The sequence below is a fragment of the Microbacterium sp. Root322 genome, assembly GCF_001425645.1.
In the GTDB taxonomy this organism is placed as follows: Bacteria; Actinomycetota; Actinomycetes; order Actinomycetales; family Microbacteriaceae; genus Microbacterium; species Microbacterium maritypicum.
In genome coordinates, this window is record NZ_LMCS01000002.1 from 1539965 (window position 1) to 1565858 (window position 25894).

The 25894-nt window shown below is 63.6% G+C and carries 22 protein-coding genes and 1 pseudogene; 14 read left to right on the top strand and 9 right to left on the bottom strand.

The genetic code is table 11. The annotated features are described in order from the left end of the window. Positions 1-29 precede the first annotated feature (29 nt). Entirely contained in the window at positions 30-188 is a 159-nt protein-coding gene (locus ASC55_RS17515) for a hypothetical protein (protein WP_017830110.1), read from the top strand. 137 nt (positions 189-325) lie between these two features. Here ASC55_RS17515 and ASC55_RS12295 read toward each other — a convergent pair whose 3' ends face one another. Together ASC55_RS12295 and ASC55_RS12300 are read right to left on the bottom strand one after the other, a co-directional pair. After that, positions 326-2704 carry a M1 family aminopeptidase gene (locus ASC55_RS12295; RefSeq protein ID WP_082524328.1) on the bottom strand — a complete coding sequence of 793 codons (2379 nt, stop codon included), beginning with the start codon at positions 2702-2704 and terminating at the stop codon, positions 326-328. Between the two features lie 276 nt (positions 2705-2980). Then, entirely contained in the window at positions 2981-3982 is a 1002-nt protein-coding gene (locus ASC55_RS12300; protein WP_055875862.1) for an SDR family NAD(P)-dependent oxidoreductase, read from the bottom strand. A gap of 86 nt (positions 3983-4068) precedes the next feature. Between ASC55_RS12300 and ASC55_RS12305 the strand changes: the two genes are divergently transcribed. Then, positions 4069-4638, top strand: a complete 570-nt coding sequence (locus ASC55_RS12305) for a TetR/AcrR family transcriptional regulator (RefSeq protein WP_235563364.1) — start codon at positions 4069-4071, stop codon at positions 4636-4638. Positions 4639-4657: 19 nt separating this feature from the next. Here ASC55_RS12305 and ASC55_RS12310 read toward each other — a convergent pair whose 3' ends face one another. The 3 genes from ASC55_RS12310 to ASC55_RS12320 all read right to left on the bottom strand — a co-directional run bounded on the left by ASC55_RS12310 (position 4658) and on the right by ASC55_RS12320 (position 6676). Beyond that, positions 4658-5608 carry a hypothetical protein gene (locus ASC55_RS12310; protein WP_055875868.1) on the bottom strand — a complete coding sequence of 317 codons (951 nt, stop codon included), beginning with the start codon at positions 5606-5608 and terminating at the stop codon, positions 4658-4660. Between the two features lie 71 nt (positions 5609-5679). Beyond that, positions 5680-6108: a phosphatase domain-containing protein gene (locus ASC55_RS12315; protein WP_055875871.1), complete on the bottom strand. Its 429-nt coding sequence runs from the start codon at positions 6106-6108 to the stop codon at positions 5680-5682. Positions 6109-6169: 61 nt separating this feature from the next. Next, positions 6170-6676, bottom strand: coding sequence for a DUF4188 domain-containing protein (locus ASC55_RS12320; RefSeq protein WP_055875874.1), 507 nt, complete (start codon positions 6674-6676; stop codon positions 6170-6172). Positions 6677-6748: 72 nt separating this feature from the next. On the opposite strand from ASC55_RS12320, the gene ASC55_RS12325 reads away from it, so the two are divergent. Both ASC55_RS12325 and ASC55_RS12330 read left to right on the top strand, forming a co-directional pair. After that, positions 6749-7423 carry a MerR family transcriptional regulator gene (locus tag ASC55_RS12325; RefSeq protein WP_235563365.1) on the top strand — a complete coding sequence of 225 codons (675 nt, stop codon included), beginning with the start codon at positions 6749-6751 and terminating at the stop codon, positions 7421-7423. A 52-nt stretch (positions 7424-7475) separates the two neighbouring features. Continuing rightward, positions 7476-7961, top strand: coding sequence for a hypothetical protein (locus ASC55_RS12330; RefSeq protein ID WP_055875878.1), 486 nt, complete (start codon positions 7476-7478; stop codon positions 7959-7961). Here ASC55_RS12330 and ASC55_RS12335 read toward each other — a convergent pair. Continuing rightward, complete coding sequence (locus ASC55_RS12335; RefSeq protein ID WP_055875881.1) at positions 7958-9691, bottom strand: DUF2075 domain-containing protein; 1734 nt, start codon at positions 9689-9691, stop codon at positions 7958-7960. The genes ASC55_RS12330 and ASC55_RS12335 overlap by 4 nt on opposite strands. Further along, the gene (locus tag ASC55_RS12340; RefSeq protein ID WP_055875884.1) at positions 9688-10023 is read right to left on the bottom strand and encodes a nucleotide pyrophosphohydrolase; all 336 of its coding nucleotides are present in this window, start codon (positions 10021-10023) and stop codon (positions 9688-9690) included. The genes ASC55_RS12335 and ASC55_RS12340 overlap by 4 nt, the downstream gene beginning before the upstream one ends. Positions 10024-10343: 320 nt before the next feature. Here ASC55_RS12340 and ASC55_RS12345 point away from each other — a divergent pair, with 320 nt between their 5' ends. The 6 genes from ASC55_RS12345 (at position 10344) to drmB (ending at position 21037) form a co-directional block, all read left to right on the top strand. Further along, the gene (locus ASC55_RS12345) at positions 10344-11384 is read left to right on the top strand and encodes a DNA cytosine methyltransferase (RefSeq protein ID WP_055875888.1); all 1041 of its coding nucleotides are present in this window, start codon (positions 10344-10346) and stop codon (positions 11382-11384) included. Between the two features lie 63 nt (positions 11385-11447). Continuing rightward, positions 11448-12389 (top strand): hypothetical protein, encoded by a 942-nt coding sequence (locus ASC55_RS17730; RefSeq protein WP_235563366.1) that lies wholly within the window; start codon positions 11448-11450, stop codon positions 12387-12389. A gap of 215 nt (positions 12390-12604) precedes the next feature. Continuing rightward, on the top strand, positions 12605-13918 hold the full coding sequence (locus tag ASC55_RS17355; protein WP_235563367.1) for a hypothetical protein: 1314 nt from the start codon (positions 12605-12607) through the stop codon (positions 13916-13918). After that, positions 13906-15615 (top strand): nuclease-related domain-containing DEAD/DEAH box helicase, encoded by a 1710-nt coding sequence (locus ASC55_RS12355; protein ID WP_235563368.1) that lies wholly within the window; start codon positions 13906-13908, stop codon positions 15613-15615. The genes ASC55_RS17355 and ASC55_RS12355 overlap by 13 nt, the downstream gene beginning before the upstream one ends. Further along, positions 15612-19115: a helicase-related protein gene (locus tag ASC55_RS12360; RefSeq protein ID WP_055875897.1), complete on the top strand. Its 3504-nt coding sequence runs from the start codon at positions 15612-15614 to the stop codon at positions 19113-19115. Before ASC55_RS12355 ends, ASC55_RS12360 begins: the two co-directional genes overlap by 4 nt. Continuing rightward, positions 19112-21037 (top strand): DUF1998 domain-containing protein, encoded by a 1926-nt coding sequence (drmB, locus tag ASC55_RS12365; RefSeq protein ID WP_055875901.1) that lies wholly within the window; start codon positions 19112-19114, stop codon positions 21035-21037. The genes ASC55_RS12360 and drmB overlap by 4 nt, the downstream gene beginning before the upstream one ends. A gap of 51 nt (positions 21038-21088) precedes the next feature. Here the strand turns inward: drmB and ASC55_RS12370 are convergent. Then, positions 21089-21334: pseudogene (locus ASC55_RS12370) on the bottom strand (SulP family inorganic anion transporter); the annotation flags it as partial. Positions 21335-21549: 215 nt separating this feature from the next. Here ASC55_RS12370 and ASC55_RS17360 point away from each other — a divergent pair. Genes ASC55_RS17360 through ASC55_RS12385 form a run of 3 tightly spaced genes read left to right on the top strand, consistent with a single transcriptional unit; the run spans position 21550 to position 23751 of the window. Beyond that, positions 21550-22308 (top strand): DUF2510 domain-containing protein, encoded by a 759-nt coding sequence (locus tag ASC55_RS17360; RefSeq protein ID WP_082524330.1) that lies wholly within the window; start codon positions 21550-21552, stop codon positions 22306-22308. 59 nt (positions 22309-22367) lie between these two features. Continuing rightward, positions 22368-23150: a hypothetical protein gene (locus tag ASC55_RS12380; protein ID WP_055875911.1), complete on the top strand. Its 783-nt coding sequence runs from the start codon at positions 22368-22370 to the stop codon at positions 23148-23150. After that, the gene (locus ASC55_RS12385; protein ID WP_055875915.1) at positions 23134-23751 is read left to right on the top strand and encodes a hypothetical protein; all 618 of its coding nucleotides are present in this window, start codon (positions 23134-23136) and stop codon (positions 23749-23751) included. The genes ASC55_RS12380 and ASC55_RS12385 overlap by 17 nt, the downstream gene beginning before the upstream one ends. A 75-nt stretch (positions 23752-23826) precedes the next feature. Here ASC55_RS12385 and ASC55_RS12390 read toward each other — a convergent pair whose 3' ends face one another. Next, entirely contained in the window at positions 23827-24756 is a 930-nt protein-coding gene (locus ASC55_RS12390) for a G5 domain-containing protein (RefSeq protein ID WP_082524331.1), read from the bottom strand. A 157-nt stretch (positions 24757-24913) separates the two neighbouring features. On the opposite strand from ASC55_RS12390, the gene ASC55_RS12395 reads away from it, so the two are divergent. Beyond that, complete coding sequence (locus tag ASC55_RS12395) at positions 24914-25453, top strand: hypothetical protein (protein WP_235563369.1); 540 nt, start codon at positions 24914-24916, stop codon at positions 25451-25453. Positions 25454-25894: the final 441 nt, after the last annotated feature.

The window sequence follows — 25894 nt, forward strand, 5'->3', positions numbered from 1 at the left end:
GGCGACCTGCGCTGCGGCATCCTGGGGCGATGTTCGCTGACTCACTTCTCGTCTTTCTTCTCGCGAATCTCGTATACGTCTTCATCGGGATCGCCATCGCGTGGCTGGTGATCTACTCGGCCGTGCGGGCGGCGCTGACCTCGCACCGACAGGCGATGGCGCGGGAGGCGCGTCCCGGCCAGGAGTGACCGGCGGGTGCCGGTGGATGCTGGCCGACGCGCGGTGAGAACCTCGACGCCCCGCCGACATCGCCGGCGGGGCGTCAGGGTGAGTGCGACAGACACTCGGCGGATGCCACGAGCGGGGCGCAGCATCCGCCGATGTCTCAGGCGGCGTCGATGCGGTGGCGACGACGTCGGGCGACGAATGCCGCGCCGAGCAGGAGCAGCACCAGGCCGAGGGCTGCGCCCCCGATGGGCAGCTCCGCACCCGTCTGGCCCAGCTGGCCGGCGCCGGGAGTGGTGGTACCGCCGGGGGTCGTAACTCCGCCGCCCTGGCTGAGGGCGGGACCGACGGCTGCGGTGGCCGCACTCGTGACGGAACCGGCGCGGAATCCGTCGAGCGTCCCGGTCACTGTGACCGTGATCCGCTTGCCGAGGGCGTCTGCCGGAACGACGAACTGGGCGCCCGACGCGGCCGCGCGGGCCATCCGCAGGACGGGTGCATCGCTCACGACGGGCTCGCCGTCGATCGCCCAGGAGTAGCTGAGCGCGGTTCCGGCGGGCCAGCCGTCCGAGGTCGCGGTCAGGGTCTGTCCGACCGCCGCGGTGCCCGTGATGATCGGAGCGCTGGTCGGCGCGAGCACCTTCATGATCGAGAGCTCCGCGACGCAGGTGACGCAGGTGCCGCCGAGGGTGGCGACGCGCGCGGTCGACGAGAAGGCACCGCTCGGTGCATCCTCAGCCACTTCGACCGTGAACTGCACCTCGGTGGAGGCCCCCGCTGCGACCCCCGCGGGGACGCTCCAGGTGAGGGTCGTGCCGTCGAGGACAGTGCCCGCCGGCACAGCCACCAGCGTCGCGCGCGAGAGCACGTCGCTGAGGTCGACCGTCACCACGGAGGAGGCGAGGGCCACCCGACCCGTGTTTGTGGCGCTGAGCGTGTAAGTGGCGGTGTCGCCGATGTCGAGCGGTTCCGAGGCGGCCGGAGTCGCCGTCAGCGAGACGGACAGCTTGTCGGGCCAGGCGGGCTTGCCGGGCTCGAGGATCCAGTCGTTCCAGAGCGCGGTGATGTCGCGGCCGGAGAGCTCTTCGGCGAGAGTCTTGAGGTCGGAGCTCGTGCGGCTCTGGCCGGCGAAGCGCGTCTGCCATTCCTTGATCAGAGCGAAGAAGGCATTGTCGCCGATCGAGATCTTCAGCGCCTCCCAGAACTGGGCGCTGCGGGTGTAGGTCTGGTAGCCGTAGAGCTCGTTCGAGGCGGTCTGGGCGCCCGGGGGGATGTTCCAGTCCGCGCTCGACGAGGCCTTGTTGTTCCACGAGTTGAAGTAGCTCTGCTCGGTGCTGGTTCCCGAGCCGAAGGCTGCGGCACTGTTGTAGTAGGTCGGGCCCCAGGTGGCCATCCCCTCGCCGATCCAGATGTCGGTCCAGGTGGTCGGTGCGACGTTGTTGCCGTACCACTGGTGGACGAGTTCGTGGATGAGGGTGTTGCCGTTCACGGAGTTCGTGCTCGGGAAGAACGATCGGTCCTGCGTCTCGAGGGCGTAGTTGACCCCGCTGGGTACGGTGTCGACGATCACGCCGGTGCTGTTGCCGGGGTAGGGGCCGTAGATGCTCTCGAGGTTGCGGGTGATGGTCTCGAGCTGCGCGACCCGGTTGCGGATGGTGGTCTTGTTCGTGTCGCTGAGCCCCGCGTCCATGAAGGACCACGAGGGGATGACGCGGTTGTCGGTCAGGGTGACCGAGCCTTCGATCACCTCGAAGCGCCCGATCGCGATGACCACGAGTTCAGAGGCCATCTGCTTGTCCTGTCGCCACACCCAGGTGGTGCGCTCGCCCGAGACGGTCTTCGACTGCAGTTCGCCGTTGCTGGCGACGGCCGCGTCGCCCTGCACGCCGGAGACGTTTGCGAGCACCGAGGGGGCATCCACCGAGATCGTGTACGTGGCCTTGTCGCTCGGGGTGTTGTTGTGGGGGAAACCGGCCATGGTGCCGATCGGCTGTCCGAGGAGGATGGCGCCGTCGTTCGTGCCGTTCCAGCCCTCGAAGGCGCCGTCGCTGTCGACGTGGCGCACGGGTGTGCCGCTGTAGGTGACGGCGACCGTGAACTCCCCTTCCACCGGGGTCGGCACGGTGACGATGAGCTTGAACTTCTCCGCAGCCGGGTCGATGTCGCGCGACCAGCTGGCAGGGACGCCGTTGACGGTCACCCCCTCGACCGTCATGCCTTCGAAGTCGAGGGAGAACTCGTGCAGCGGAGCGAGGGCGCGGGCGGTCATCGTCGTCGTGGCCGTGGTGATGTCGCCGGTGACCAGTCCGTCGGCGACGCCGGTCGGGCTCCAGCTGAGGGAGACGTCGTAGTCGAGGGCGTCGTAGCCGCCGTTGCCGATGTTCGGGAACATCGGGTCGCCCGAGGTGCGGGGTCCGGCGACGGAGTCGTCGGCCGCTGCCGCGGGAAGAGAGGTTGCGAGAAGGGAACCGGCGAGGAGAGCGGTGATCGGAAGAGTCGCGATCAATCGTCGACGGGCGGGGGAGGTCAGTCGAGGCATGGGGGCTTTCAGGTAGGCAGAACGCGGGCGACCGGTCACGTCGTCGTGTGCGGGGGAGGCTTGTGGCCCTGGGGATGCGTATGAAACGTATGGAACGTATGTTTCTGCAATATATCGTGCCGTTCACGGTTCGGTTGCGGCGAGTTTTTCTGTTCGCTGACCGGGGGAATTGTTCGACCCCGTCCAGGATGCCGCCCACCGTGCATCATTCGCCCGGAGATGCGAAACGCCCCCGCCGTTCGGGTCGGCGGGGGCGTCGGCTTCGCGGGTGCGGTTTTACTGCACCGACCATCCGCCGTCGGAGGCGAGGATGGCGCCGTTGATGTTCACGGCGTCGTCCGACAACAGGAACGTGATGGATGCGGCCAGGTGCTCGGCCGTTGCCACGGTCGGGATCGCCTGCTGGAACGGGGCCAGGCGGCCCGAGCCGTACTCGGACATGTGCGGGGGCATCGGGATACCGGTGGCGACGCCGCCCGGGGCGACCGAGTTCACGCGGATGCCCTTCGGCCCGTACATGAAGGCCGCCGACTTGGTCACGCCGATGATGCCGTGCTTGCTGGCCGTGTAGGCGTTGCCCGAGGCGTTGCCGCGCAGGCCGGCCTCGCTCGAGACGTTGAGGATCGAGCCCTGGCCCGCCGCTTCCATCACGGGGATGACCGCGCGCATGAGCTTGAACGGAGCGGTCAGGTTGATCGCGATCACGCGGTCCCAGACGGCGTCGGGAGTCTCGCCCGCGGGAGAGAAGTCGTCGTTGATGCCGGCGACGTTCGCCAAGCCGTCGATGCGATCGCCTGCGGCAGCGAGCACCGCATCGATCGCCTCCTGCTTCGTGAGGTCGCCCGCGACCGTGACGATGTCGGCATCCGGCAGCTCCGCCTTGAGGGCGTCGAGCTTCTCGGCGGCGATGTCGCTCGCGATCACACGTCCGCCTTCGCGGGCGATGCGCGAGGCCGTGGCCTTGCCGATGCCGGAGGCGGCACCCGTGACGATCACGGTCTTGCCGGCGAAACGGCCGGAGGTGGGCTTCTCGGTCCAGCCCTCGGAGGTGTCGTCTTCGGGGATCTCGCCGCCGTTGGCCGCGCGCACGAGATCGTCGACCACCGACTGGGGAAGCTGGCCCTGGCTCATCGCGACCAGCTGCTGCAGGGGAAGGCCGAGCACGGGGGTGAGCAGCTCGGGGTCGGCGCCCGTCTGTGCGAAGAGTCCGCGGATGAGAGGCCCGCCGGTCGGGTCGTTCATCCAGTCGCCGATGGTGGAGTGTGCGGTGAGGGCCATGCTCGTTCTCCTTGTTCGGGTGCCGTTGTAGTTTCGCAACGGTGCGTCTACTTATGTTCCAGTCTACGCCTGAGTACGCTCGAATGGTGCCCCGTCCTCGCAGTGAGAAAGCCCGCCAGTCCGTGCTGGAGGCCATGCGGCGCGCGCTCGCCGCAGACGGATACGAGGCCGTCACGATCGAGGGCCTCGCCGAGTCTGCGGAGGTCTCGAAGCAGACGATCTACCGGTGGTGGCCGTCGAAGGCGGCGATCCTCGGCGAGGCACTGCTCGAAGGGTCGCTGCCTGGGGCTGAGGTATCGGTGCCGATGACGGACGACCTCGGGGCTGATCTGCGGGCATGGTTCTCGGCGATGTCGGACGGGTTGGCCCGGCCCGAGGGTGTGGCGCTCGCGCGGGCGCTGATCGAGGTGACGGCGGCTGATCCCGAGTTGGGGCTCGTCTTGAACGAGCGGTTGGCCGCGCCGATCCGTGAGTGGGTGGCCGAGCGGGTGGCGCGCGGGCGTGCCGCGGGGGATGTGCGGGCGGATGTGGATGCGGCCGCGATCGCGGACCAGTTCATCGCGATGGCGTCGTACTCCGCGTTGATCGGGCAGCCGTTGAGTGCGGAGCGGGTCGAGGAGACCGTGGTGCGGTTGCTGCGGGGGATCGCGGCGTAGGGGGCACTGAGCTGTTGAACTAGCGTTCTTGCCGGTGGAGGAGGCGGAGGGCGGCGAGTGCGATGCGGATCGACTCGTCGTCGACGTATCTTCCGCCGATGAGCGCGAGCAGCATCGATTCGATGGATCGCAGGATCGTGTCGACCTGCTCACGGTGGAAGCGGTCTTGCCTGGCTCGCTCCCATCGCTCGCGGAATGTGCGGAACAGCTCCAGGATGAGCCCGGTGTAGGCGGCGTTCCGGCTGTCGACTCCCTCCACCCCTTCAGCGGGCCACCACATGTCGCCGAGCACGTTGTCCAGGCTGCCGACGGTGTACTCGAGGTTGTCGGAGCCGAAGAGTTCTTCACAGACGCGGACGAGAGCATCGCGGTCGAGGCTGTCCCATCGTGGCGAGGGGCTCAGGGGTGCAGGCTCCGAGGGGACCCGGACGGCCTCCGAATAGGGCGGTGCGGCGATTCGTTCCGCCTCGCGCTCGGTGAGTGACGTCAGGTCGGACTGGATGAGCGACAGGCGGTGGCTGATGTCTCCGCCTTGCGTGGCGACGGTGGACTGCAGATCCTCCACCCGAGAGCGGGTCGTGGTGGTGGTGTTGTCGATGTGGGCGGCCTTGTCGCGGGTCTCGGTGACCTTCTCCTCGACTTTCTGCACGAGCTTCTTGAGCGTGACACCGAACGCGCTGAACTCCGACAGGTCGGGCCAGAGGAGCAGCAAGACGAATATCACCGCTGCGAGCACGCCGGCACTCGTGAGATTCGGGCCGGAGCAGGTCCGGGTGAGGCCGTCTTTCTCGGAGTCCACCGTCTCGCAGACCTGGAACCATCCCGTGAGCGAGAGATAGACGGCCAGCCCGACGATGATCAGGACGAGCAGGTAGCGGATGAGCCGGCCGCCCGGGCTTGTCAGCCAGTCGTGGAGCTTCTCCAACCGGCCGGGGTCGGGCTTGGTGGCGGGAGGGGTGTCCGGCGTCATGGCCCTCATGGTGGCAGAACTCGGGGTGCGCCGGAAGGGTGTGTGCGCGGGGTGAGCCGGCGCGTCGGGGTTTAGAAGTCGCCCTCGGCCACCTGGAAGCAGGTCAGCCCGCGAGACCGCCACATCTCGACCACGCTGCGGCGGTCGTCGACGACGCCGATCACGGTGAAGTGCGGCTCGATGTGGGCGTCGTAGATCTCGGCTTTGACGATGCTGTCGGCGCGCTGGTCGCCCGTGCGGCGGAGCAGGAGGCGGTCGAACGGGATCTCGTTGAATGTCAGCCAGGCTTCGGTGGCGCGGCGGGCGGTCTCATCGCGGCCCGAGACGACGATGAGCGCGTCGACGTCGGGATGCGCGGCGAACGCCTGAGCGGCGACGACGACGGGGTGGTTCGGAGTGTCGACCGCCACGTTGCGCATGTCGTACGGGGAGCGGTCGCCGATGAGGGCGAGCGTGCCGTCGACGTCGAAGATCCAGGCGCGGGGGCGATCTGTGGGCATGGTGCGAGGGTAGTGGGTTCTTCGTCGGACGGTCGCCGCGTGGAGTGCCGAGCGGATGCGCCTACTGTGCCGGTTCGGACTTGGCCGCTTCCGTCCGCCCGTCCGCGAATCGCGCCTGCGCCCGGTCGTGCCTCTTGCCGACCTCGACGAGCTCCGTGGCCTTCGGCAGCCCCATCGGCTTCGTCGATACGTACACGCTCTCGGCGGTGTCAACGCGGAAAGTCTCATGCCACACGCCCACCGCTCCCGGGGCCTTGCGGGCGGCGCGATTGAAGGCGGTCCAGGCGGGGCGGTGCTCCTGGCTCGGGTTGGACGCGTAAGCGTAGAGCTTGTCGACGGACGACCAGTACTGCACGACGTAGGGGCCGCCCGCGCCGAAGAGCAGGTGGTAGCCGAGCATGCCCGAGTCGGGGTCGATGGAGAGTTCGCGCAGCATCCGCGGCATGGCGAAGAAGGCCGGCATCCACAGGTCGGGGCGCCACCAGCGGTTGATCTGCATCCCGATGTGGAACACGACGAGCTCGCCCTCGTGGCGGTGGGTCATGCGGCCCGTGATGACCTTCGACATGAGGACTCCTCTTGATTGGATAGCGTCACTATCCATAATGGATAGCGCTACTATCGAAGTCAAGAGGTGGCCATGAGAATTTCCGAACTGTCAGCGCAGACCGGCGTGACGGTGCCGACGATCAAGTACTACCTGCGCGAGGGACTGCTGCCCGAGGGCGAGCGGTCATCTGCGACTCAGGCCGCATACGGCGAGAAGCACGTGGAGCGGCTGCGGGTGATCCGCGCGCTGCTCGACGCCGGCGTGAGCATCGCCGAGACGCGTCGGGTGCTCGGGGCGCTGGATGATCCGCCGGCGAGTGCGAACGACCTGCTCGGAACGGCGCATGCGGCGATCACTCCCCCGGTGGATGAGGCGCTGGATCTGACGGAGGCTGAGCGCCTGGTCGCAGGGCTCGGGTGGAAGCCAGGGATGTGCGACCCGGCAGTGCTGCATGCGGTGGCCCGAGCGCTGCAGGGGCTGGAGCGTGTCGGGTTCAGTGTGCAGGATGCGGTGATGGCGGAGTACCTCGCGAGCATGCGGCGGATTGCGGATGCGGAGATCGCGGGGGTGCCGGGGGAGTCTGCGGAGGCTGCCGTGCGGTACGTGGTGCTCGGGTCGGTGCTGGTGGAGCCGTTGCTGTTGGCGCTGCGGCGGGTGGCGCAGCAGGTGAGCTCGGGGGAGCGGTTTGGCGAGGCGAAGGCCAACCGTGCTTCGCTAGACGATGCTGCCCCGTCCATGCCTAGCCGTGGGGGCGAGACTCACTAGGCTCGTTGCGGCTGAGAAGCACCGTACCTGACCTGTGACGCAAGGGGATGAGATGTTTGACTACTGGGTGACCGTCGGCGCAGCCGCTCTCGTTGGCGGCATTGTCTCGGCCTTGATCACGGCGGCCGTCACGATGTCTTCCACATCGCGCAACATATTCCAGAAGTCAGTGATCGAGCAACGCCAGGTCTGGCGCGACTCGCTGCGGATACTGGTTCCTCGGCTTCTGAGCGACCGTGATCGCACGTCGCAGCAGTGCATCCGCGACTCTATCGTCTTGCATCTCAATCCCTCCAAGGATCTCGAAGCGGTATCCCTGATCGACGCATTCATCGCGAAGCGCTCGCCGCAGAATCGAGAGGCTGTCGTGCGCCACTTTCAGATCATGCTTAAGCACGAATGGGAAAAGTCGAAAATCGAAGCGACGGCGAGCACGCGGGGTGCCGATCGAAAAGCAGCGCAGATCGTCGAGGCTCAGCTTCGGCAGTTTGGCGCGGGATCTGAAGACGCCGCCGCCCCATGGTCGAGACGGAGTTAGAGGGCTTTGCGTAGGTGCTCGCGCAGCACATTGTCACACACATAGACGTACGTTCCGCGCATGCCTCGAGTCAACAGCACCCCATAGATGTTCCGGATGAACGTCAGCAGGTCATCGTCCCCGAAGGCATCCTTCAAGTGCCCGGTGTTCTCCTTGCCCTTCTTGTCGCGATAGCTCTCGCGATCAGCGACGATTCGCCCGGTTGCCGAGTCGAGGCGGAGGTCCGGTCCGATGATGACGCCGGCATAGTTCAGGTCGTGCCCCTGAACGGTGTGGATCGAGCCGACTTCTTCTAGCGACCCCTTCGAGTTGATCCAGTCCTTGTCCGTGCCGTTCCACCGCAGATGCTCACCGTCCAGCTCGATGTCGAATGCGTCCGAGTTCGTCCTCGAAACCCAGTCCCACGCGTAGCCTGCGACGAGGCGGCACAGACCGACCTCGGCATCCTTCTGCCGGATGGCATCTCGCATCTCTCCGAGGTCGTCGAAGAGACGGAGCTCATACTCACCGAGGTCGGGGAGCGAAGGAGCTTCATCCCTCAGTAGCGCGCGGACGAACTCGACATAGTCTGCGCCAGCCTGCACGCGCATCTGAGTCGTCAGGCGGAAGAAGCGATGTGCATCCTTGGCCCCACTGATTTCGGCGTTGAGCGCAGCTGGAGAGAGATCATGAGGCCGCACGCTCTGCTCACCATCGACGAGCAGGAGCTGATGCTTGCTCCGAGCCTTGATCCAGTCGAGCTGGGTGTATAGAGGATCGTCGCTTCCGAACAGCTCCTCGTTGATCTCTCGGAACTTCTTGTTCTGCACGCCCGATGCCTGATTGGCTCGCTGCCCAAGACGGTGAGTCTCGTCGACGAGGACGAGGTCGTAGGCCTCGTTCGATTCTCCGAGCTGGAATGGCGACACCACCATCGCAGCATCAAGCTTGGGCGTCTTCTTGAAGACCTTCTTGACTGACTCCCGCAAGGACTGCTGCGGAATCACGAGCGCCATACGAAGCGCCTTAAGTAGCTCGCGATTCTCGGGGACGAAGAACTCCGAGAACATGGAGTCAGGCTCGACGCCGTCATGGTCTTGGTAGTCGCGGATGTCGGCGAGCAGCTTCATCAGGAAGATCGCGATGATCGTCTTCCCTGTTCCCGGGTTGCCCTGGACAACGAGCGTTGATCGAGCGCCCGGGTTCTGAAGGTCTTCGAGCAGTCCCTCCAAGATGTCCATGATCGCGATGCCCTGATCATCTGTCAGAGCTTTGAACGGCGAGAGTTTGAACAGGTCGGAATTCTCGATCTGCGGGATGCTGCGCGAGAAGAGCCCCTCTGCTCGCAGCGCCTCGAACACGTCGCGGAAAGACTCACGGTAGAGGTCGCGGTCGTAGTACTGCGCGTCTGTCAGACCGTCGTTCCCGTTGAGGATGCGGTATCGGCCGTCGCCTGAGAACCAACGGATGAGATGCGATTCAAGGTCGAGACAGACGGACTTATTGAACGTGTGATCCACGACGACGCGGATCGATTCGAGGGACTCGTTCTGCTTCGAACCGGCGAGGTGCTGACGCATCCGAGTAGCGGCACTGACCGTCTCGCCTACGTAGAGCCCGGGTGAACTGCGCTGAGCGTCACCTTCGATCACATAGACAACCGGCCAGTTGGTGTGCCGGGCGTCGTCACGCGCCCACGTATCAACAGCGTCTCGCCGGAAAGGAAGGCGCTGGATGCTGAAATCTGTCACTCCGGCGCCTCGGGAAGCTTGGTGTACTTGGTCATGCGTCCTTTGGCCAGCTCCACCGGGTACTTCGCCTTCGTCGACTCCAACTTCTTCATGACGATTTCGTCGAGGTCAACGCCCATCTTGTTCGCGAGGTGGATGCAGTAGGTGACGACATCTGCGAGCTCCGCTTCGACCTGTTCTTGGTCGAAGTCAGCGGACCACTGGAAGCACTCGAGGAGCTCGCCTGATTCAATCGAGATGCTCTTTGCGAGATTCTCGGGGGAGTGGAACTGGTCCCAGTCCCGTTCGGCGACGAAGGCGCGGAGGGCGGCGAGAGTCTGCGGCGACGGCATGGGATGGACGCTACCAGGCACCGTAAGTGCTGTGTCTCGTTGACCCCAGGCGAGCACAAGATGCAGGAGCGGCATCAGCGAGGGAGATAACGGCCACCCGTAGTGTGAAGCGACTTGGGGCAGTTCCATTTCACATCGGGGACTCCGGCAAGATCCGAATCAATCGAGATTCTTGCGACAACGTCACTTCAAGCTACAGCCAGCCGGTGCACGCGTTGCGGCGTGGGTGAGGCGCGGACACTACTTAGGTCTCACCGCCGGTGCCGCTACGCTTGCTCTGAAGGGCGCGGTGGGGTGCCTGCGTAGCGGAAGGAGCACCGATGGTTTTGCCCCGGATCGTAAGTCTCTTTTCGGGTGCTGGTGGCCTCGATCTCGGCTTCAGCCAAGAGGGATACGAGATCGCGTTCGCGGTCGATCAGATGGCCGCGGCGATCCAGACACACAAACGCAACTTCCCTTCAACAACATCGATCGCTGCCGACATCACAGTTCGGAACGAAACTTCCGGAAAGCTCGCCGTCCTGGATGAGATCGCGAACGCGCTCACGGATGGTGAGGCGATCGGGATCATCGGGGGTCCCCCATGTCAGGGGTTTTCGCGCGCGAACCCGAACTCCCGCGCTGACGATCCCCGCAATCAGATGCCGGCCTATTACCTCGAAATCGTGGAGGCGCTGCAAGTGCGCTACAACGTGCAGTTTGTCCTCTTCGAGAATGTCATGGGTATCCGCGATGCCAAGCACTCCATGACTTTCGGCGGGATCCTCGCCCGGTTCGAGGAGCTACGACTTACTGCGGGCGTAGCTGAGCACACCGCCCTCGACTATGGCGTACCACAGACGCGCAAGCGCGTGATCATCTCCGGTTTCAAGAGCGACGACGCTGCTCGATCGTTCGCGCCAATCACTATCCCTCGTGATGAAGTGGATCTGACCGTCCGCGGTGCAATCGGCCAGCTCCCGCAGCCGGCCTTCTTTTCCCGGGGGCTCACAGCCGAAGAAATCCCGACTCATCCGAACCACTGGACGATGACTCCACGATCTAGGCGTTTCAAAGGCGAAGTGGATGGGCCCGCACCGACGAGGAGCTTTCGAAGGTTGGCATGGGACAAGCCCAGCCCGACTGTGGCCTACGGGCATCGCGAGATTCATGTTCATCCCGAGGGAACTCGGCGGCTCAGCATCTATGAGGCGATGCTTCTTCAAGGCTTCCCGACGAGCTTCATCCTCGAGGGGACACTCTCAAGGCAGGTCGAGCAGGTGTCAAATGCGGTGCCGCCCCCCGTGGCGCGATCTCTTGCTGCGGCGACATCCGTCGCCTTGACCGCCGCCTCGAATGGCGGCCAGGTGTCAGCGGTATAGCAGCCTTGGGCACATCACTGCCCATCGAATGTCGGAGGTCATTCCCGTGGTCGAGGGTAAAAAGTGAGCGAAATGGTGAGACGCCCTGGGCCGAACGTCGTCCTCAGTCTCGCTGACAACCCTGAATCCACCCCGATCCGATCAACTTGGATCGGCCCGATTCTCGCGCTTGGAGCAAGGCTTGCGCGGAAGGCCGATGCGTTCAGCGGCCGGCAACTGATCGTTGCTATCTCCGTCCCGAGCCGTGAATACGCGGCAACACTCGTCGGCGCGGGGTGGACCCTGGGACGATCACCGGTTCAAATGACGACTGATCCGCTGACCGTGCTTAAAGGAGCGATGCATCAAGCGCACTACCGCGCGGTGAATGCGACGCACGTAATCTCAGGACCATTTCAGGAGCTTGATGAAAGTCGAGCGCAGGCCAGAGCTGCCTTGGTGGGTCATTGGGCTGTTGATCGGCTGGAGGCGGTTGCGGCGGTGGCGGAAGTCGACCCAGCAGAGAAGATGCCTCGCCCCCACATCGGAAGCATCGGTCGAATGAGCGGTATCGAACGGGACTGGGCGCGGCGTCTCGTCGCCCCCGCGGCCGACCTCGCGATCGTAGGCACGAAGAGCTGGATCGCTGATGACCTCGAGGCGGTTCTGACCCGCGGCCATGACTCCGACGGCGATGCGCTAGCGACGTTGCTTCTGCCGAGGACCGAGAACTCGGCGACGTGGTTTTCGCGCATCTACTCGTCATCGGGCTTGGCTGACAGGCTGCCTCTGCCATCTGACGTTGCTCTCACGATCCTCGACGGACAGGGAGCGATCCGTTATCTCAATGACATCCTGTCGCCGATCGTCCTGTGCGTCATCGATCGATCAATCGCTGACGAGAGCGCAGTGGAGCACGTTATTCAGATTAGGAACTCGCGAGGCGAGCCGATTACGTTGTCGGCGCAGCTTGGATGGACCCCGCCCGTAGGCATCGAAGCGCTCGGATTCACGGTCGCGCTGTGATATCTCGGGTCGTCAATCTGGACCAGCGATACGCGGCCTCCGCTTCGCTGGCGCGACACGGCGTCGAGATGATTGCTGTGCGTGATGACATTGGAGCGAGATTCGATTCCGCTACCCGCGCTCTGGTCCGACTAATACAGCGAGACGGGCCGGGGATTTGGGACGACCTCGCTGGCGCCGCGAAGGTACTGCGCTGGCGAATCATCACCGACCCGATGCCGAACGAATACAACACTCAGCTTCAGGTCGCCGCGGGTGAAGTGGGCCGCCAGGCCCTTCGGCTGCTGGGTGCAGTCGACGAAGAGGATCTACTACGGGAGGTCTCCGATGCCGCGGCTGCCCTGAGCACCCGCGACCCACTCGTAGGTGGTGTCTTGGCGGAGTCCCTAGCTGAAGTTGGATCGGATTCGGCTGTTGTCGTGGTTGCGAGTACTCGATCTCGACAGGGGTTAGACCGGTGGCTCGGCCCGCTCGGGGGACGAGTTTTGACACTCGGCGATCTCGAGCGTGCGGACGTGCCCGAGGAAATTGCCTATTTCGTTGGACCGCCCCGGTTCTTCAAGCCAACGGCGGTAACTGCACCACGCACGCCGGAGGTGACGTTCATAGTTCCCGCTTGGTTCGGGGATCGGACCGTTCCGACGTCGGCAATTGCGGACTACGCCGAAGGCGGAATCTGCGTTGCGGCGCGGGTTATTGAGGTTGGTGACCGTCCCGCTATGGCGCCAGAGCAAACGTTGACGGAGCAGAATCCGATCCCGGAGGAGCGCCTTCTTCCCCAGCCTTTTTGGGGTAGGCGGCCAAGCGAGGACCGTGCGCCGGATAAGGACGAGGTCGAGGCACGGAAGATCCTCCTCTCGGGAAGCCGCGCGATCTGGCTCGATGACGATGGAGAGCGCATTCGTGCCTTGGATCCGACACAGCCCCCAGGTGAGCGAGTCGGCTATTCCAACGTGTCGGCGGTTGCTCCAGGAACCCACTTGCTTCTCCGAGAAGGTGAGGCCGAGCGTGAGTCGCTCCAAGCGAGAGCGTTTGCGAGAATCGGGGCGCGTGCATCCGCGATCGAGGCTTCCCAAGCATCTTGGAAGGCAGCACTGATAGAGAAGCTCGCGATGAGGGGGGTAGGAGAGTCGGAACGCGCACTACGCGCGCTCGGTGTTCGCGCGGCCGGTCAGGTCCGGGCGTGGGCATCGGCTCATGTGATGCGTCCGCAGAGTGATGGGGACTTCGAGCGACTCCTCGAATGGCTGGGGCTATCGGTGCAACCGTACTTCGGACACGCCACTCTATTGAGGCACGAGGTGCACCTGGCCACGCGGGAGCTGCGAGACCGACTGGAGTCGGCAGCGGATGCCGCCGATCTTCACGAACTCGAGCGAGTTGGGCACCTGAGTCTAGACATTGCTGAGCCAGGCCTCCGAGGTATGTTCGTCACTCGAGTTCTCGCTATCGCCCCGTTCACGGAGCTCGTTAGGCGGTACGATGCTCGGGTGCCGTTCGCGGATGAGGGTGCTCGATGGCTCGAATGATTCCGGCCTACTGCGCTAATTCTGCGCCTCCAGGTGAGAAGGCGGTCTTCGCTGCGCTCCGGGATGCCCCGGAGACCGATGACTGGGTCGTGCTGCACTCCCTTGGGATCGCTCAGCATGAGCGCCAGGTCGAGGGCGAGGCCGACTTCGTCGTCGTCGTGCCCCTCGCGGGTTTGTTGGTGATCGAGGTGAAGTCGCACCTGACGGTCGCACGCGGCTCGGACGGCACGTGGCGGCTCGGGCAAGACCCCCCGATAGTTCGGGGCCCCTTTCAACAGGCGCGGGAGGCGATGCACAGCATCCGTGACTACCTCTTGAGCAAAAGGGTCGAGCTGCGAGACGTCCCGGTCTTACACGCGGTTTGGTTCACCGGAGTGCGAGCCAGGGCAACGCTCCCCGATTCCCCGGAGTGGCACTCGTGGCAAGTTCTCGACTCGAACGATGTTCCGACCGCGGCCACCGCGATTCAGCGAGTTATGGCGGAAGGTGCGGAGCATCTAGCGTCGAAGATCAAGTACTTCGGTTTCGGTGGGCGAGGTCCGAACCAAGGCATCGCCGGGCGGATCGTGAGTACACTCCGCCCCCGATTCGAAGTGGTTATCACTGCTGGAGACCGGCGACAGGCTCGAGAGGGCCAGCTCGCGCGGTTCGTCGAAGAGCAGTACCGCGCGCTTGACTCGGCCGCGGACAATACGGGCGTGTTGTTCACGGGGCCGGCTGGCACAGGCAAGACTTTCCTTGCCGCTGAGTCTGCCCAGCGAGAGGTCGCTCAGGGCAGAACTGGACGGTTCTTGTGCTTCAACCGCTTCCTTGGGCGCAGTCTGCGAGAAAAGCTCGCAGATGTCCCGGGCCTTCGCGTGGGCACTATGCACCAAGAGATGCTGCGGCTCGCAGGTCTGAGTAATCCACCGGCCGGTGCCGACGGGGACTTCTGGGAACGAGCGCTGCCAGAGCAAGCGCTCGAAGGTCTTGCAGAACGAAGCGAAGGCGAGGTCCTTGACTTTCTGATCCTTGATGAGGTGCAGGACATCGCGACTGACAAGTATCTCGATCTGCTCGATCTGCTCGTCAAAGGGGGTCTCCGCGACGGCCGCGTGCTTATGTTCGGTGACTTTGAGCGCCAGATGGTCTATGGCAGAGAGCGCTCCCGCGACGTGCTTCGCGCGCGGTCGCCGCACATGGCCTCGTTCCGCCTATCCGACAACTGCCGGAATCTCCCCCGCATTGGATATCAAGTGAACATCCTCGCCAATCTCGCGCCAGGGTTCCGAGAGTTCCGTCGAACCGACGACGGTATTGATCCAACGATCATCAAGTACACCCGGGGTGAGGACCAAACCGCCTTGTTGCGGAAATCAGTGAGTGACCTGCGCGACGAGGGCTTCGACCTCACCGAAATCGTTGTACTCAGCCCTCTCGGTGAAGGCTCTGTTGCGGCGAGCACATCTGACGCATGGCTGCGCCAAGTGCTGACTCCTTTCGATGGGTCTAAGCCGACCAAGGGACGGCTTCGCTACTCAACAATTCACTCATTCAAGGGGTTGGATGCGCCAGCCGTGATCGTCACGGACCTCGACGACGCAGGAGGGTCGAACTTCGACGCGCTGGTTTACGTAGGGCTGACACGCGCGACGGATCGGCTTACGTCCCTGGTGGAAACGAATACATTGAGGCGACGGATTAAAGGTGAACCATGAGTGGAATCGAAGCCCGCGAGACGGTTGAAGCGGCACTGCGGCAAGAACTGTTTGGACCAGTCGCGGGTGATCCGGCACGCGGGCAGCCGCTCAAGATTCATGCAGGCGTTGTGCACTTCGGAACAACGGAGGCCTCAAGAGGGCAGTTTCACGACACCGAAACCGGTGAGGAGATTCTCACGAGCGGTAATCCGCTCAAGCGTTACGGCGTCGGAGTTCTGTTCGCCGGGGCTACCGTTGGTGGCTCGCCGGTCGAGCGGACCGAAGAACACAATTATGAAGACCTTGATGGTGTCACCGGTCTCGCAGTCTCCGAGGACGACCTTGTCGGGCCCCCTGTCGAGATTCAGGGTCACGTTCGTCACGATGTCGCTGACTCGGATGACTTTGACCTCACGGATGCCAATTCCTTCAAGCCATCCGCGATGGCAATCTCGTTTGAGTCTCGCCTGACCGAGTCGGGGACTCTCAACGTCGAGGTCGCTGCCGCGAGGTACGAAAAGCTGACCGTGCACATCCCGGGTGTTGCGAAGCCGGTTGAGTGGTGGGTAAGGCGTCCCTTCAGGGCCGTTGGCACGATCTCGGGTCGAACTCTTCTGCAGGAGACGAATCGGCTAAGGGTTGTCGATGTCACGCTTCTGGACGGCCCAGGACCGATCCCGCTGGCGCTCCGAGTCTTCAGCCGTCCGGTGCCTCGGGATGACGATTCTGCTCTCAGGATTGTTACCGTCGCAGTCGTCAACGACGCTCCTGGCTCCGGCCCCTCGGCTGCTCTCTTTCAGGTCGATTTCAAGGTGTCAACGGTTGGCGGCGCTGCAATCGTCCCTTATCCCGAGGTCGAGCTCCCTGACCGAGATGAGGAAGACCACTCACTTGATCTTCTTTATCGGAAGCAGCGTACCTACGCCATCGGGCATGGTTGTGCTGCCGAGTGGGGGACGGTGGATGCGGATGGGCTCGTGTCATTCGTGCAGGCCACGGCTCTCCCGACCTATGAGGTCGTGAGTCTCTCACCGAACGTGTACCTTTCGGACGACGACGGGAATCTACTTGTCGATGCCGAAGGCAGGCGGAAGCTAGTCACCGTCAGCATGGATGCCCTGGCCCACGGCCGCGAGGACGGTGCCGCTCAAGTCGAGCTTGTCCTGAGTCAGTACGAGAGGTGGATCGAGCTGCGAGAAGCTGAGATCCCAGAACTACTTCCGCGCTACCAGCGCGCTGCGAGTCAGCACATGCTGCGAGCTCGGGCCACGTTGACGAGAATGCGGACTGGCTGGCACCTCGTCGTGACGAATAGGCAAGCAGCCCAAGCGTTCCGTTGGGCAAATGAGGCTATGCTCCTCCAGCAGGTACGATCCGGATTCGATCTGCGCGAAGCCAAGCAAGGTAGTGACGGTCGCTGGCGGGTTGAGGGAGCGCATCCAGCAGCTGACGTCCCGAACGGTCGCGGATACTGGCGTCCGTTTCAGATCGCGTTTCTGCTTGCCGTGCTGCCGGAATTAGTCGAGCCGGGCCGCCATGAACGAAGCGACGTCGATTTGATTTTCTTCCCAACGGGTGGTGGCAAGACCGAGGCATACCTCGGAGCTGCCGCGGTTAGCCTGCTTTCCAGGCGCCTTCGCAATTCTGACGACGCGGGGACGGACACCCTGATGCGTTATACCCTGCGTCTACTCACGGCGCAGCAGTTCCTCCGAGCGGCTTCGCTGGTCTGTGCCCTAGAGGATATTAGGGAGCAGAACGCGGGCGCCCTCGGTGGAGGGCCGTTTGGGATCGGCATTTGGTTGGGGAGCAGCTCAACACCGAACACGTGGGATGCGGCGCTCAAGAACCTGCGGGCACTCCGTCGGAAACCTCACGAACAGAACCTATTCCTCCTACTGCGGTGTCCGTGGTGCGGGGCGCAGATGGGTCCTCAGCCGAAGAAAGGGGGCGGGCAGGAGCCGATCGGATACGAGGAAGCCGCAGGCAAGGTCGTACTTCGCTGTATCGATGGGCAGTGCAAATACTCGCGCCGCAGCGGCCTGCCTGTCCATGTGGTCGATGAGGATATCTACGAGGTTCGACCTTCGATTGTCATTGGGACTGTAGACAAATTCGCGATGATGGCGTGGCGACCCCGAGCGCGGAATCTCTTCGGGCTCGCTGCTAGTGGCGCGCGAGAGGTATCCCCTCCTAGCCTGATCATCCAGGACGAGTTGCATCTGATCTCCGGCCCGCTTGGCTCAATGGTCGGCCTGTACGAGCCAGTGATTGACGAACTGTGCACTGATCGTCGCGGTGCACGTTCTGTGCCCCCTAAAATTATCGCCTCTACCGCCACTGTCAGGCGGTATGAGGACCAAATCAGGGGGCTGTTTGGCCGGGAGAGAGTCGCGCTCTTCCCCCCGCACGGTCTCGAAGAGGGGCGTTCGTTCTTTGCGGAGCCCGCGACTTCTGCCGACGGCACCCCTGAGCCAGGGCGCCGCTACATCGGCGTAATGAGCGCCTCCCTCGGGTCCACTCAGACTGTTCAGGTCCGTGTCGCGGCCGCAACGCTCCAGGCTGCGACCGATATCCCCGAGGCGGATCGGGACGGGTATTGGACAAACCTCAACTTCCTCAACTCTCTTCGGGAGCTCGGCAACACTGTCTCCCTGGTCCAGTCCGACATCCCGGATTACCTCACGGGACTCCGGCGACGTGATGGCATCGAGCCTCGCTGGCCGCATAGGACGATGGAGCTCACGTCGCGGCGTCGCTCTGACGAGATTCCAAAGGCGATCGAGCAACTTCAGATGAGGTATGCCGTTGGAAAGGACCGTCAAGAGGCGTTTGACATCTGTCTCGCGTCGAACATCATCGAGGTAGGTGTAGACATCGATCGACTCGCGCTGATGACGATCGTCGGTCAGCCGAAAACTACGGCGCAGTACATCCAAGTGAGTGGTCGAGTAGGCCGAAAGCCGGAGATCAGTCCCGGACTGGTTATCACGATCTATGGGGCCGCTAAGCCGCGAGACCGTAGCCATTATGAGCGTTTTCGGACCTACCATCAGCAGCTCTACGCACAGGTGGAGCCAACGTCCGTCACGCCCTTTGCCATGCCAGTTCTTCGCAGGGCACTTCACGCGGCGGCTGTCGCCTATGTGCGGCAAACCTCGCCGGAGACTCTGGGGCCCGACCCGTTCCCGTCGGCAGCGTACGACGAGGCAATTCGTCTGCTGCGGGAGCGAGCAGAGATCGTGGAGCCCGATGAGGTGTCCGTGCTCGATCGCTTCGCACGGGATCGAGGCCGACAGTGGCGAGGCTGGGAACGCACTGAATGGGATGCAAACCCGGCTCCCTTCGGCGATCCCCTGCAAGGTCTCATGCGATTCGCCGGAACCCTCCCCGATCTTGACAGACGCGCAACAATATGGGACGTGCCGACGAGCATGAGGAATGTCGACGCTGAGTGCCGTCTCGAGATCAGTCAGGCGTACCTCTTCGAGGACACCGCCTCAGAGGAGCCGACATGAGTTCTGGAGCAATGCGCCGCGCGCAATTGGTGACGCCGTTCGGAGTGGGTGCGATGAGCGTGCTAGTGAACGGGACTTCGGTGATTACCGCTGGTCTTGACCATTGGTACGAAGTAGTCGACCAAAGCGCTCTCGCGATGGAGGAATACCAGGAGCATGACTGGCGGCTCGAATCCCGATTAAAGGTCTCCGAGTTCCGGCTACCGCCCGATTACCGGCCGTCAGCCCACGGTAGCGACTCACGGAACGTCCGACTCACCGTGCCTGTACTGCGTTTTCCGCGCTGGTCGTTCTGCATATATTGCAAGCGCCTGGAGCTCAGTAAGCTCACGATGAAGACGCTTGTCGAGTGCCAGGACAAGGAGCATGCCGGAAAAAAGTACAGGCCGAAGATGTCGCAGGTGCCGTTCGTTGCCATCTGCACACGCGGGCACCTGGATGACTTTCCGTTTGACGAGTGGGTACATAGGTCAGCTAAACCATCGTGCGCGGGCACGTTGCGCCTCGTGTCGCGCGGAGGGGGTGGGCTCGAAGGGCAGGTCGTAACGTGTGACACCTGCAAGCGGGAGCGCTCGCTTCGCGGGGTCACTGAAGCTCGCTTCGACAAGAACGGTGATGAGCACACAAATCTCAGTGATCAGCTCGTTTCGCCTGATCAGCCCTATCTATGCGGTGGTGCTAGGCCCTGGCTGGCGCAGCTGGAAGGTGTCTGTGATCAACCGGTTCGTGGTGCTCTGCGTGCTGCCGGGAATGTCTACTTCCCGAAGGTGGAGTCGTCGATCTATCTCCCCCGACGCGAGGGAGCGGTAAGCGAAGAAGTCCACCAGCTGCTCCGGCACCCAGCCGTTAGCACGACTTTCAATAACGTGTATCAGCTTGACCTTGATGAAGTCTCGGGCGGGCGGCTAAGGAAACTGCTGGAGCGAAACGTTCCGCCTGAGCTCTTCACTCCCATTTCGGACGACGAGCTACTGGCGGCTTACCAAGATCAGTTCGGTATCGGGGCTAACAACGGTGAGGAGCCTGCGGAGATTCCGGTCGACGCAGAGAGCCTGACAAGTGACGACGTATGGCGACACCCGGAGTACATAAAGATCCGCGAGACCCCGAAGGACGATTACCTTGCCGCGTCCGACCCTGGTCTTCACGCCGATCTGTCAGATTACCTCTCGCGCGTGAGGTCAGTCGATGTGCTCCGGGAGACTCGTGCGTTGCGTGGGTTCACTCGAGTCCGCGACGGGGAGTTGAAGTTGACGGAGGGGAAGGCGATGCTCAGGCGCGCCAGCTTGACTCCTGCGCAAGACTGGCTGCCGGCCTATGTCGTGAAGGGTGAAGGAATCTACTTCGAGCTCGATGAGGCTCGGCTGGCGGCCTGGGAAGGACGCGCGGAGGTCCAGGCCCGGGCGCAGCGGATCACCGATCACTACGGATCCGTGACAAGTCAGCGCGGGCTACAGGGGCGGACCATCAGCCCAAGATTCGTGCTGCTGCATACGCTGTCACATCTCTTGATCAACGAACTCATTTTTGCCTGCGGCTACAGCTCGGCTTCGCTTCGAGAACGCCTCTACGTTTCGGACTCTGCTGACCGGAGCATGACCGGGGCGTTGATCTACACCGCGGCGGGTGACTCGGAGGGGACGATGGGCGGACTTGTTCGCATGGCTCGTCCGGACAATCTGCGGCAGGTTTTTGCCTCGGCGCTGGCCGACGCACGCTGGTGCTCGACCGATCCAGTATGCATGGACTCCGGTGATAAGGGCCAAGGCCCGGACTCGTGCAACCTTGCAGCGTGCCATGCCTGCGGGTTGCTTCCTGAAACCAGCTGCGAGGAGTTCAATCGATTCCTTGATCGGGGTCTCGTCATAGGCACGCTCGATGACCCGAGTCTCGGCTACTTCTCGGACGCATTTTCAGACTGAGGTGCCTTCGGAAGGCAAGACTCTGGCACGGAGGCTGGCGACGAGGCGACCGGTCACCATCGCCGGCCGCCCGCCGAGGAACGCGATCGACACCGCCATGATGAACGACGAGAACAGCCCCACCTTGGGGTCGACGCCCGCGATCACCGAGAACGCGATCGCCTCGGGGATGAGCGCGAGTCCGACGACGAGACCTGCCAGCACCTCGCGGGTCAGCATCCGCGGATTCTTCGGCGCCGTCAGTACAGAGGGGTTCGCCCAGTAGCGGGCACGATCATCGACCGTCGTTGCAGACATGGAGCTCCAGGGGAAGGCGCCTCGAGAATGAGGCAGACGCTCCAGCGTAGGGCGGAGCCGTGGGAGGAGAGGGTCCCATCTCGGGGACGGTCTATCCAGGTTCTGGCGGCATCGAGTTCGTCATTCGATTGTGATAAATCCGCCGCAGATCGTTTCTCGTGGTTCGCTATGGTCAGATCGAGCCTAACTGGGCTCCTCAGTAGTACGGAGTCAGTGTGAGCAACGCCCCCGCCGGTTGGTACCCGAGCCCCGAAGACCCGAATCAGGTCCGCTATTGGGATGGGGCACAGTGGACGCAGAACACAGCGCCCGCCGCGGCCCCGGAGGTGATGACGGCCCCAGCGCCTGTGCTCTCGCCTCCTCCTGCGCCCGCTGCTCCGTTTCCTCCTTCGGCCCCGGCCGCCGCACCTGCTTCTACCGCCGGGACAGGTGTTTCCGGAGCGAAGAAGAAGTGGATCATCGGCGGGGCGATCGCAGCTGGCGTGATCGTTGTCGGATCGGTCGGCGCGGCCATCGGAGCCGGCGGCCGTTCTGAACCCGCTGCAGAGGCGAGCGTCGCCCCGGTCACGGCGACGCCGACGGCTGCGCCGGAACCGGCATCTTCACCCACGCCACCGGCCGCCCCCGTGGTCGAGGCCGTTGATGCCGTCGCATTCCGTGCGCAGGCAGGCTCCCATCTCGACGACATGCTCAAAGACCTCGATGACATCGTCACGACGGTTAACGAGGATGGCTTTTGGCGCCTGTTGAGCAACTCTGGCGAACTCGCGTTCAACCAGGGGCAGCTCGAAGCGCTTGATGTTCCCGAGAACGTGTCCACCACCTGGCCGGCATCTCTTGTCGCACTGGACGGTGCCCAGGACGTTCTGGTTGAGGCGATCTCGACGCAGGATGGCCCGTCGATCCTCGCGGCCGTTGAGACGGTTCGCGCACAGGTCGAGGCAACCCGCGCCGTTGTGAATACCGCTCAGTAGTCGCACCCCGCTGTGGGGAGCGGTCCACCGTTCCCCACACAAAGAAGAGATCGAGTCTCATGGTCGACAAAGAAGTCCACTACGTGACCAAGACGGTGACGACCGTGCGCGGGGCCGAAGCGCGGTCGATTGCGAAGTGGGAGCAGCAGGGCTGGAAATGCGTCTCACAGCTGGAGCTCCCGATGTTCCGCACCCAGCTGACCTTCCGCCAGGTGAAGCCGAAACCTCCGTGGCTCGTGATCGGAATTGCCGGCGGAGTCGTCGTCATCTGCTTCGTCGTCATCCTCATCATGAGTCTGATCACTGGCGGCGATGATCACTCGGTGAAGCCCGCGACGATGCCGACGGCTGCTTCCACTGAGCCCAGCCCCGAACCGTCCGCGGAGCCCGAAGAGAAGTATGTCTACAACGGCCCGCAATACGAGACGGTCGCGGTCGACGCCGGGCGGAGCCCCGCAGCTCTCAACCAGTACTGGATCTACTCGGCTGCACTCGACACTGCGTCCGACGCCTACAAAGACCAGATCAAGTCGATCCTCCATGACATCGCCCGCACCGAAGGGTCCGCTCTGTTCCTGGCGGAGGTCGTGATGGAGCGAGAGATCGCCCTCGCGGAGTCACCGTCGACCTATGAGACTTTTGTGCGGGATTACGGTGAGGACTACGCGATCACCGCGATCCCGCAGAAGGAACCGGCCGGCTGGATCGCCTCCTACGCCGGGGGTTTTGACTACAACACCGGTGAGGCGAGCGATTCGGCGTTCGAGCTGACGTATTGGCCCGCGGGGTCGCCCGAGGTCGAGAAGTGGAAGCCCGGAGAGGCTCATGACGACGGTCAATGAACTCTTCGCCCACGTGGGCGTCGTGAACCGAAGCGTCGTGCGTTGGGGAGAGCCCCCGAACGAGGCGGAGCCGGGCGTGTACATCGTGTCGACGGCTGAGGATGCCGAGTCGAACACAGGTCTTTCTGCCGTGCCCTTGAATCCCGGCGCCATTGAGGAGCTCCTCCGTCTACGCCCGGAAGCCACTGTTGACGGTCATCCCGCGACGGTCACCATGCTGAAGCTCAGACTCAGTGCAATGTGGGCCAAAGGAGAGACCGTGGCATACATCGGACTCGCGAGAACGAGTGTGCGCATGCGCGTTCGGCAGTTCTACCGAACGAGGATCGGCGCTCGAGCGCCTCATGCTGGCGGGCGGCCGATACAGATGCTCGACCCCGCGAAGTTGTGGGTGCACTGCGGCTCAGTTGCGGATCCGCGTGAGGCTGAGGCGGCGATGGTCGCGCGATTCGCCTCCCAAGTCCCTCCCCGCGTGAGCGAGCGCCTCATCGATCCGGACGCCCCGATTCCCTTCGCCAACCTCACGTTCCCGGGCGGGCGCCGCAAGGGGCACGGGCTCTCAGACGTGAAGATACGCAGAGGCCTCAACGAGGGCGGGTGAAAGCCAGCTGGCGGTTCTTCGTTCACTCATGTCGCTGACAATGAGGCAGACGCTCCAGCGTAGGGCGGAGCCGTTTCAGTCGCAGGCGATCCCGTCACCGTCGCGGTCGAGGTCGTACACATCCGGCCCGACCACCTGCAGTGGTCCGCGAACATACGCCGGCCCGTTACCGCTGCCACCCGCGCAGTCGACATCCGACGCGATGGGCACACAGACTCCCGAATAGCTCGAGTGGCACTCAGCCGCGGGCTGCACCAAAGGCACGGGCGCGGGAGGAGGCTGTCGCGTCCCGTTCGACGTGACTTCGTTCACTGGAACGACGGTAACGATCTCGCCGACGACCTCGCGCGACACTTCTACTCCGTCGACGTAGGTCACGCGGTAGGTGGTGACCTTGGTTCCGTCGACGCCCGCCGTCGTGATGGCGGTCTGCCCGACATCGAGTTGCGGATCGTCAGCTGTCGTGCGCTCGAACGGAACGACCGTCGACTCTTCTACTTCTTCGAAGGTGGTGGGCTTCGGAGAGGGGGTCGGCTTCTCGGTCTGGGTGGACGCGAACGGCTTGGCGTCGGACGAGGATGAGCCTGAGCTCGTCGAGTCCGAACCCGGGCCGCCGAGAGCGGCGTTCGCACCGGTCCCCACGAACATCAGCACGAAGGCGAGCCCCAGGGCAGCCCATGCAGCACCGCGCGAGCGTACGCGAAAGAGCTTCGCCGACCCGCGGACGATCGCGTAGATCGCGACGAAGAAGAGGGTCAGGCCGGCGAACATCATGATGATGCCGAGGCTGCGGGTGAGCAGCAGGATTGCCAGAACTACTGCTCCCACGATGAGGATCATCTTCAACCGCGAAGACTTCGTCTGGGAGGGAGCCACCGCGGCGGTCGCTGCCGGCGCCTGGCCCACAGGCGCGGTGTGAATCGTCCACTGGGTGCCATCCCACCAGCGCTGCTGCTGGGCGGGGTGCTCGGGATCGGCGTACCAACCTTGAGGTGCTTCGGGCATCTTTGCCGTCCTTCTACTCGGGCTCTCGCCGAACACTACCGATATTCCGGAGACCCGTGGGCGGAGTGGTGTTGCTCCAGATCGCGGCCAGGAACACGGAGGACTCCAGTTCTGGGCCCCGCTTCACCTCTTCCCCCACGCCGAGCACTGAGCCATCATGAAGACGACCCCTACAGAGGAGATCGCCTTGTCGCTTCCGCACACCCCGTCGGAGACCACTGCTGTCGCTGGACTCCCCGGAGTGCAGGTCATCGCGAGGATCCGTCGCCTTCTGATCCTCGCCGTGATCGCCGCACTGGTGTACCCCGCCCTCATGGTCGCGAGTAGAGCCACCTGCCCTGGTGGCATCGATGGCAGCGGCGGATTCATCGATGCGTCGGGGCAGCCGGTGGACGAGGCTCCTCTGTGCGTCCAGCTGACCCTCGGTCCCAGCCCGCTGGTCTACGTCGGTATTGCTGCGATCGTGCTGATCGCTCTCGGCCGCGTGATGAAGGCGAGCGACGAACACGGTGCCCTCAAGGTTCTGAACCGGGCAGCGATCGGAGTCGGGGCCCTCGTGATTGTCGCGATCGTCGTCTCACGCGTCTGGTTCTTCATGATCCCTATGGAGGGGCTCACCTCCGGCTCCTGGACGGTCTTCAGCCCGTTCCCCTTCGGCAACATCGACGTTACGACCACACCCGTGACCACGGAGTGAGGCACGACAGGGGTAGGAGAGTCGCGCGGATATGCGGCTGCAGGAGCGCGACACGCCCGGCGGTCGGCCTAGATTTGCCCGATGCCCGGGATCCGCGTAACTTATTACTTGTTCGCCCCAAACGGTTGAGCGGAGGTCCTCGGACCGGCTCCCGTCAAGCAGCTAACACCTCCCGAATCCCAGACACTCACTGAGTGAACAGGATGAAGGTGCTGATCCGTTCCCACGGTCAGGCCGAGAAAAACTCGGACTTGACAACGGAAACGAGATCGGTAAGATAGAGAAGTTGCCCTTCGGGCCTGGCTGTGATGGCTGGGTCGTGGGAGCATCCGATCCTTGAGAACTCAACAGCGTGCACTTGTCAAATGCCAAATTATCCTCGTCTAGCTTCGGCTAGTTGAGAATTCCTTTGGATCAAAGACCAATCCCTTCCGGGGGGTT

Excerpts from the sequence above, each read along its gene's own strand:
- ASC55_RS12395 (WP_235563369.1), top strand. The coding sequence starts at position 24,914 with ATGAAGACGACCCCTACAGAGGAGATCGCCTTGTCGCTTCCGCACACC.
- ASC55_RS12340 (WP_055875884.1), bottom strand. The coding sequence starts at position 10,023 with ATGCCGTCGCCGCAGACTCTCGCCGCCCTCCGCGCCTTCGTCGCCGAA.
- drmB (WP_055875901.1), top strand. The coding sequence starts at position 19,112 with ATGAGTTCTGGAGCAATGCGCCGCGCGCAATTGGTGACGCCGTTCGGA.
- ASC55_RS12385 (WP_055875915.1), top strand. The coding sequence starts at position 23,134 with ATGACGACGGTCAATGAACTCTTCGCCCACGTGGGCGTCGTGAACCGA.
- ASC55_RS12300 (WP_055875862.1), bottom strand. The coding sequence starts at position 3,982 with ATGGCCCTCACCGCACACTCCACCATCGGCGACTGGATGAACGACCCG.
- ASC55_RS17355 (WP_235563367.1), top strand. The coding sequence starts at position 12,605 with ATGCCGAACGAATACAACACTCAGCTTCAGGTCGCCGCGGGTGAAGTG.
- ASC55_RS12310 (WP_055875868.1), bottom strand. The coding sequence starts at position 5,608 with ATGACGCCGGACACCCCTCCCGCCACCAAGCCCGACCCCGGCCGGTTG.
- ASC55_RS12380 (WP_055875911.1), top strand. The coding sequence starts at position 22,368 with ATGGTCGACAAAGAAGTCCACTACGTGACCAAGACGGTGACGACCGTG.
- ASC55_RS12320 (WP_055875874.1), bottom strand. The coding sequence starts at position 6,676 with ATGTCGAAGGTCATCACGGGCCGCATGACCCACCGCCACGAGGGCGAG.
- ASC55_RS12330 (WP_055875878.1), top strand. The coding sequence starts at position 7,476 with ATGTTTGACTACTGGGTGACCGTCGGCGCAGCCGCTCTCGTTGGCGGC.
- ASC55_RS17515 (WP_017830110.1), top strand. The coding sequence starts at position 30 with ATGTTCGCTGACTCACTTCTCGTCTTTCTTCTCGCGAATCTCGTATAC.
- ASC55_RS12325 (WP_235563365.1), top strand. The coding sequence starts at position 6,749 with ATGAGAATTTCCGAACTGTCAGCGCAGACCGGCGTGACGGTGCCGACG.
- ASC55_RS12295 (WP_082524328.1), bottom strand. The coding sequence starts at position 2,704 with ATGCCTCGACTGACCTCCCCCGCCCGTCGACGATTGATCGCGACTCTT.
- ASC55_RS12315 (WP_055875871.1), bottom strand. The coding sequence starts at position 6,108 with ATGCCCACAGATCGCCCCCGCGCCTGGATCTTCGACGTCGACGGCACG.
- ASC55_RS12390 (WP_082524331.1), bottom strand. The coding sequence starts at position 24,756 with ATGCCCGAAGCACCTCAAGGTTGGTACGCCGATCCCGAGCACCCCGCC.
- ASC55_RS12355 (WP_235563368.1), top strand. The coding sequence starts at position 13,906 with ATGGCTCGAATGATTCCGGCCTACTGCGCTAATTCTGCGCCTCCAGGT.
- ASC55_RS12345 (WP_055875888.1), top strand. The coding sequence starts at position 10,344 with ATGGTTTTGCCCCGGATCGTAAGTCTCTTTTCGGGTGCTGGTGGCCTC.
- ASC55_RS12360 (WP_055875897.1), top strand. The coding sequence starts at position 15,612 with ATGAGTGGAATCGAAGCCCGCGAGACGGTTGAAGCGGCACTGCGGCAA.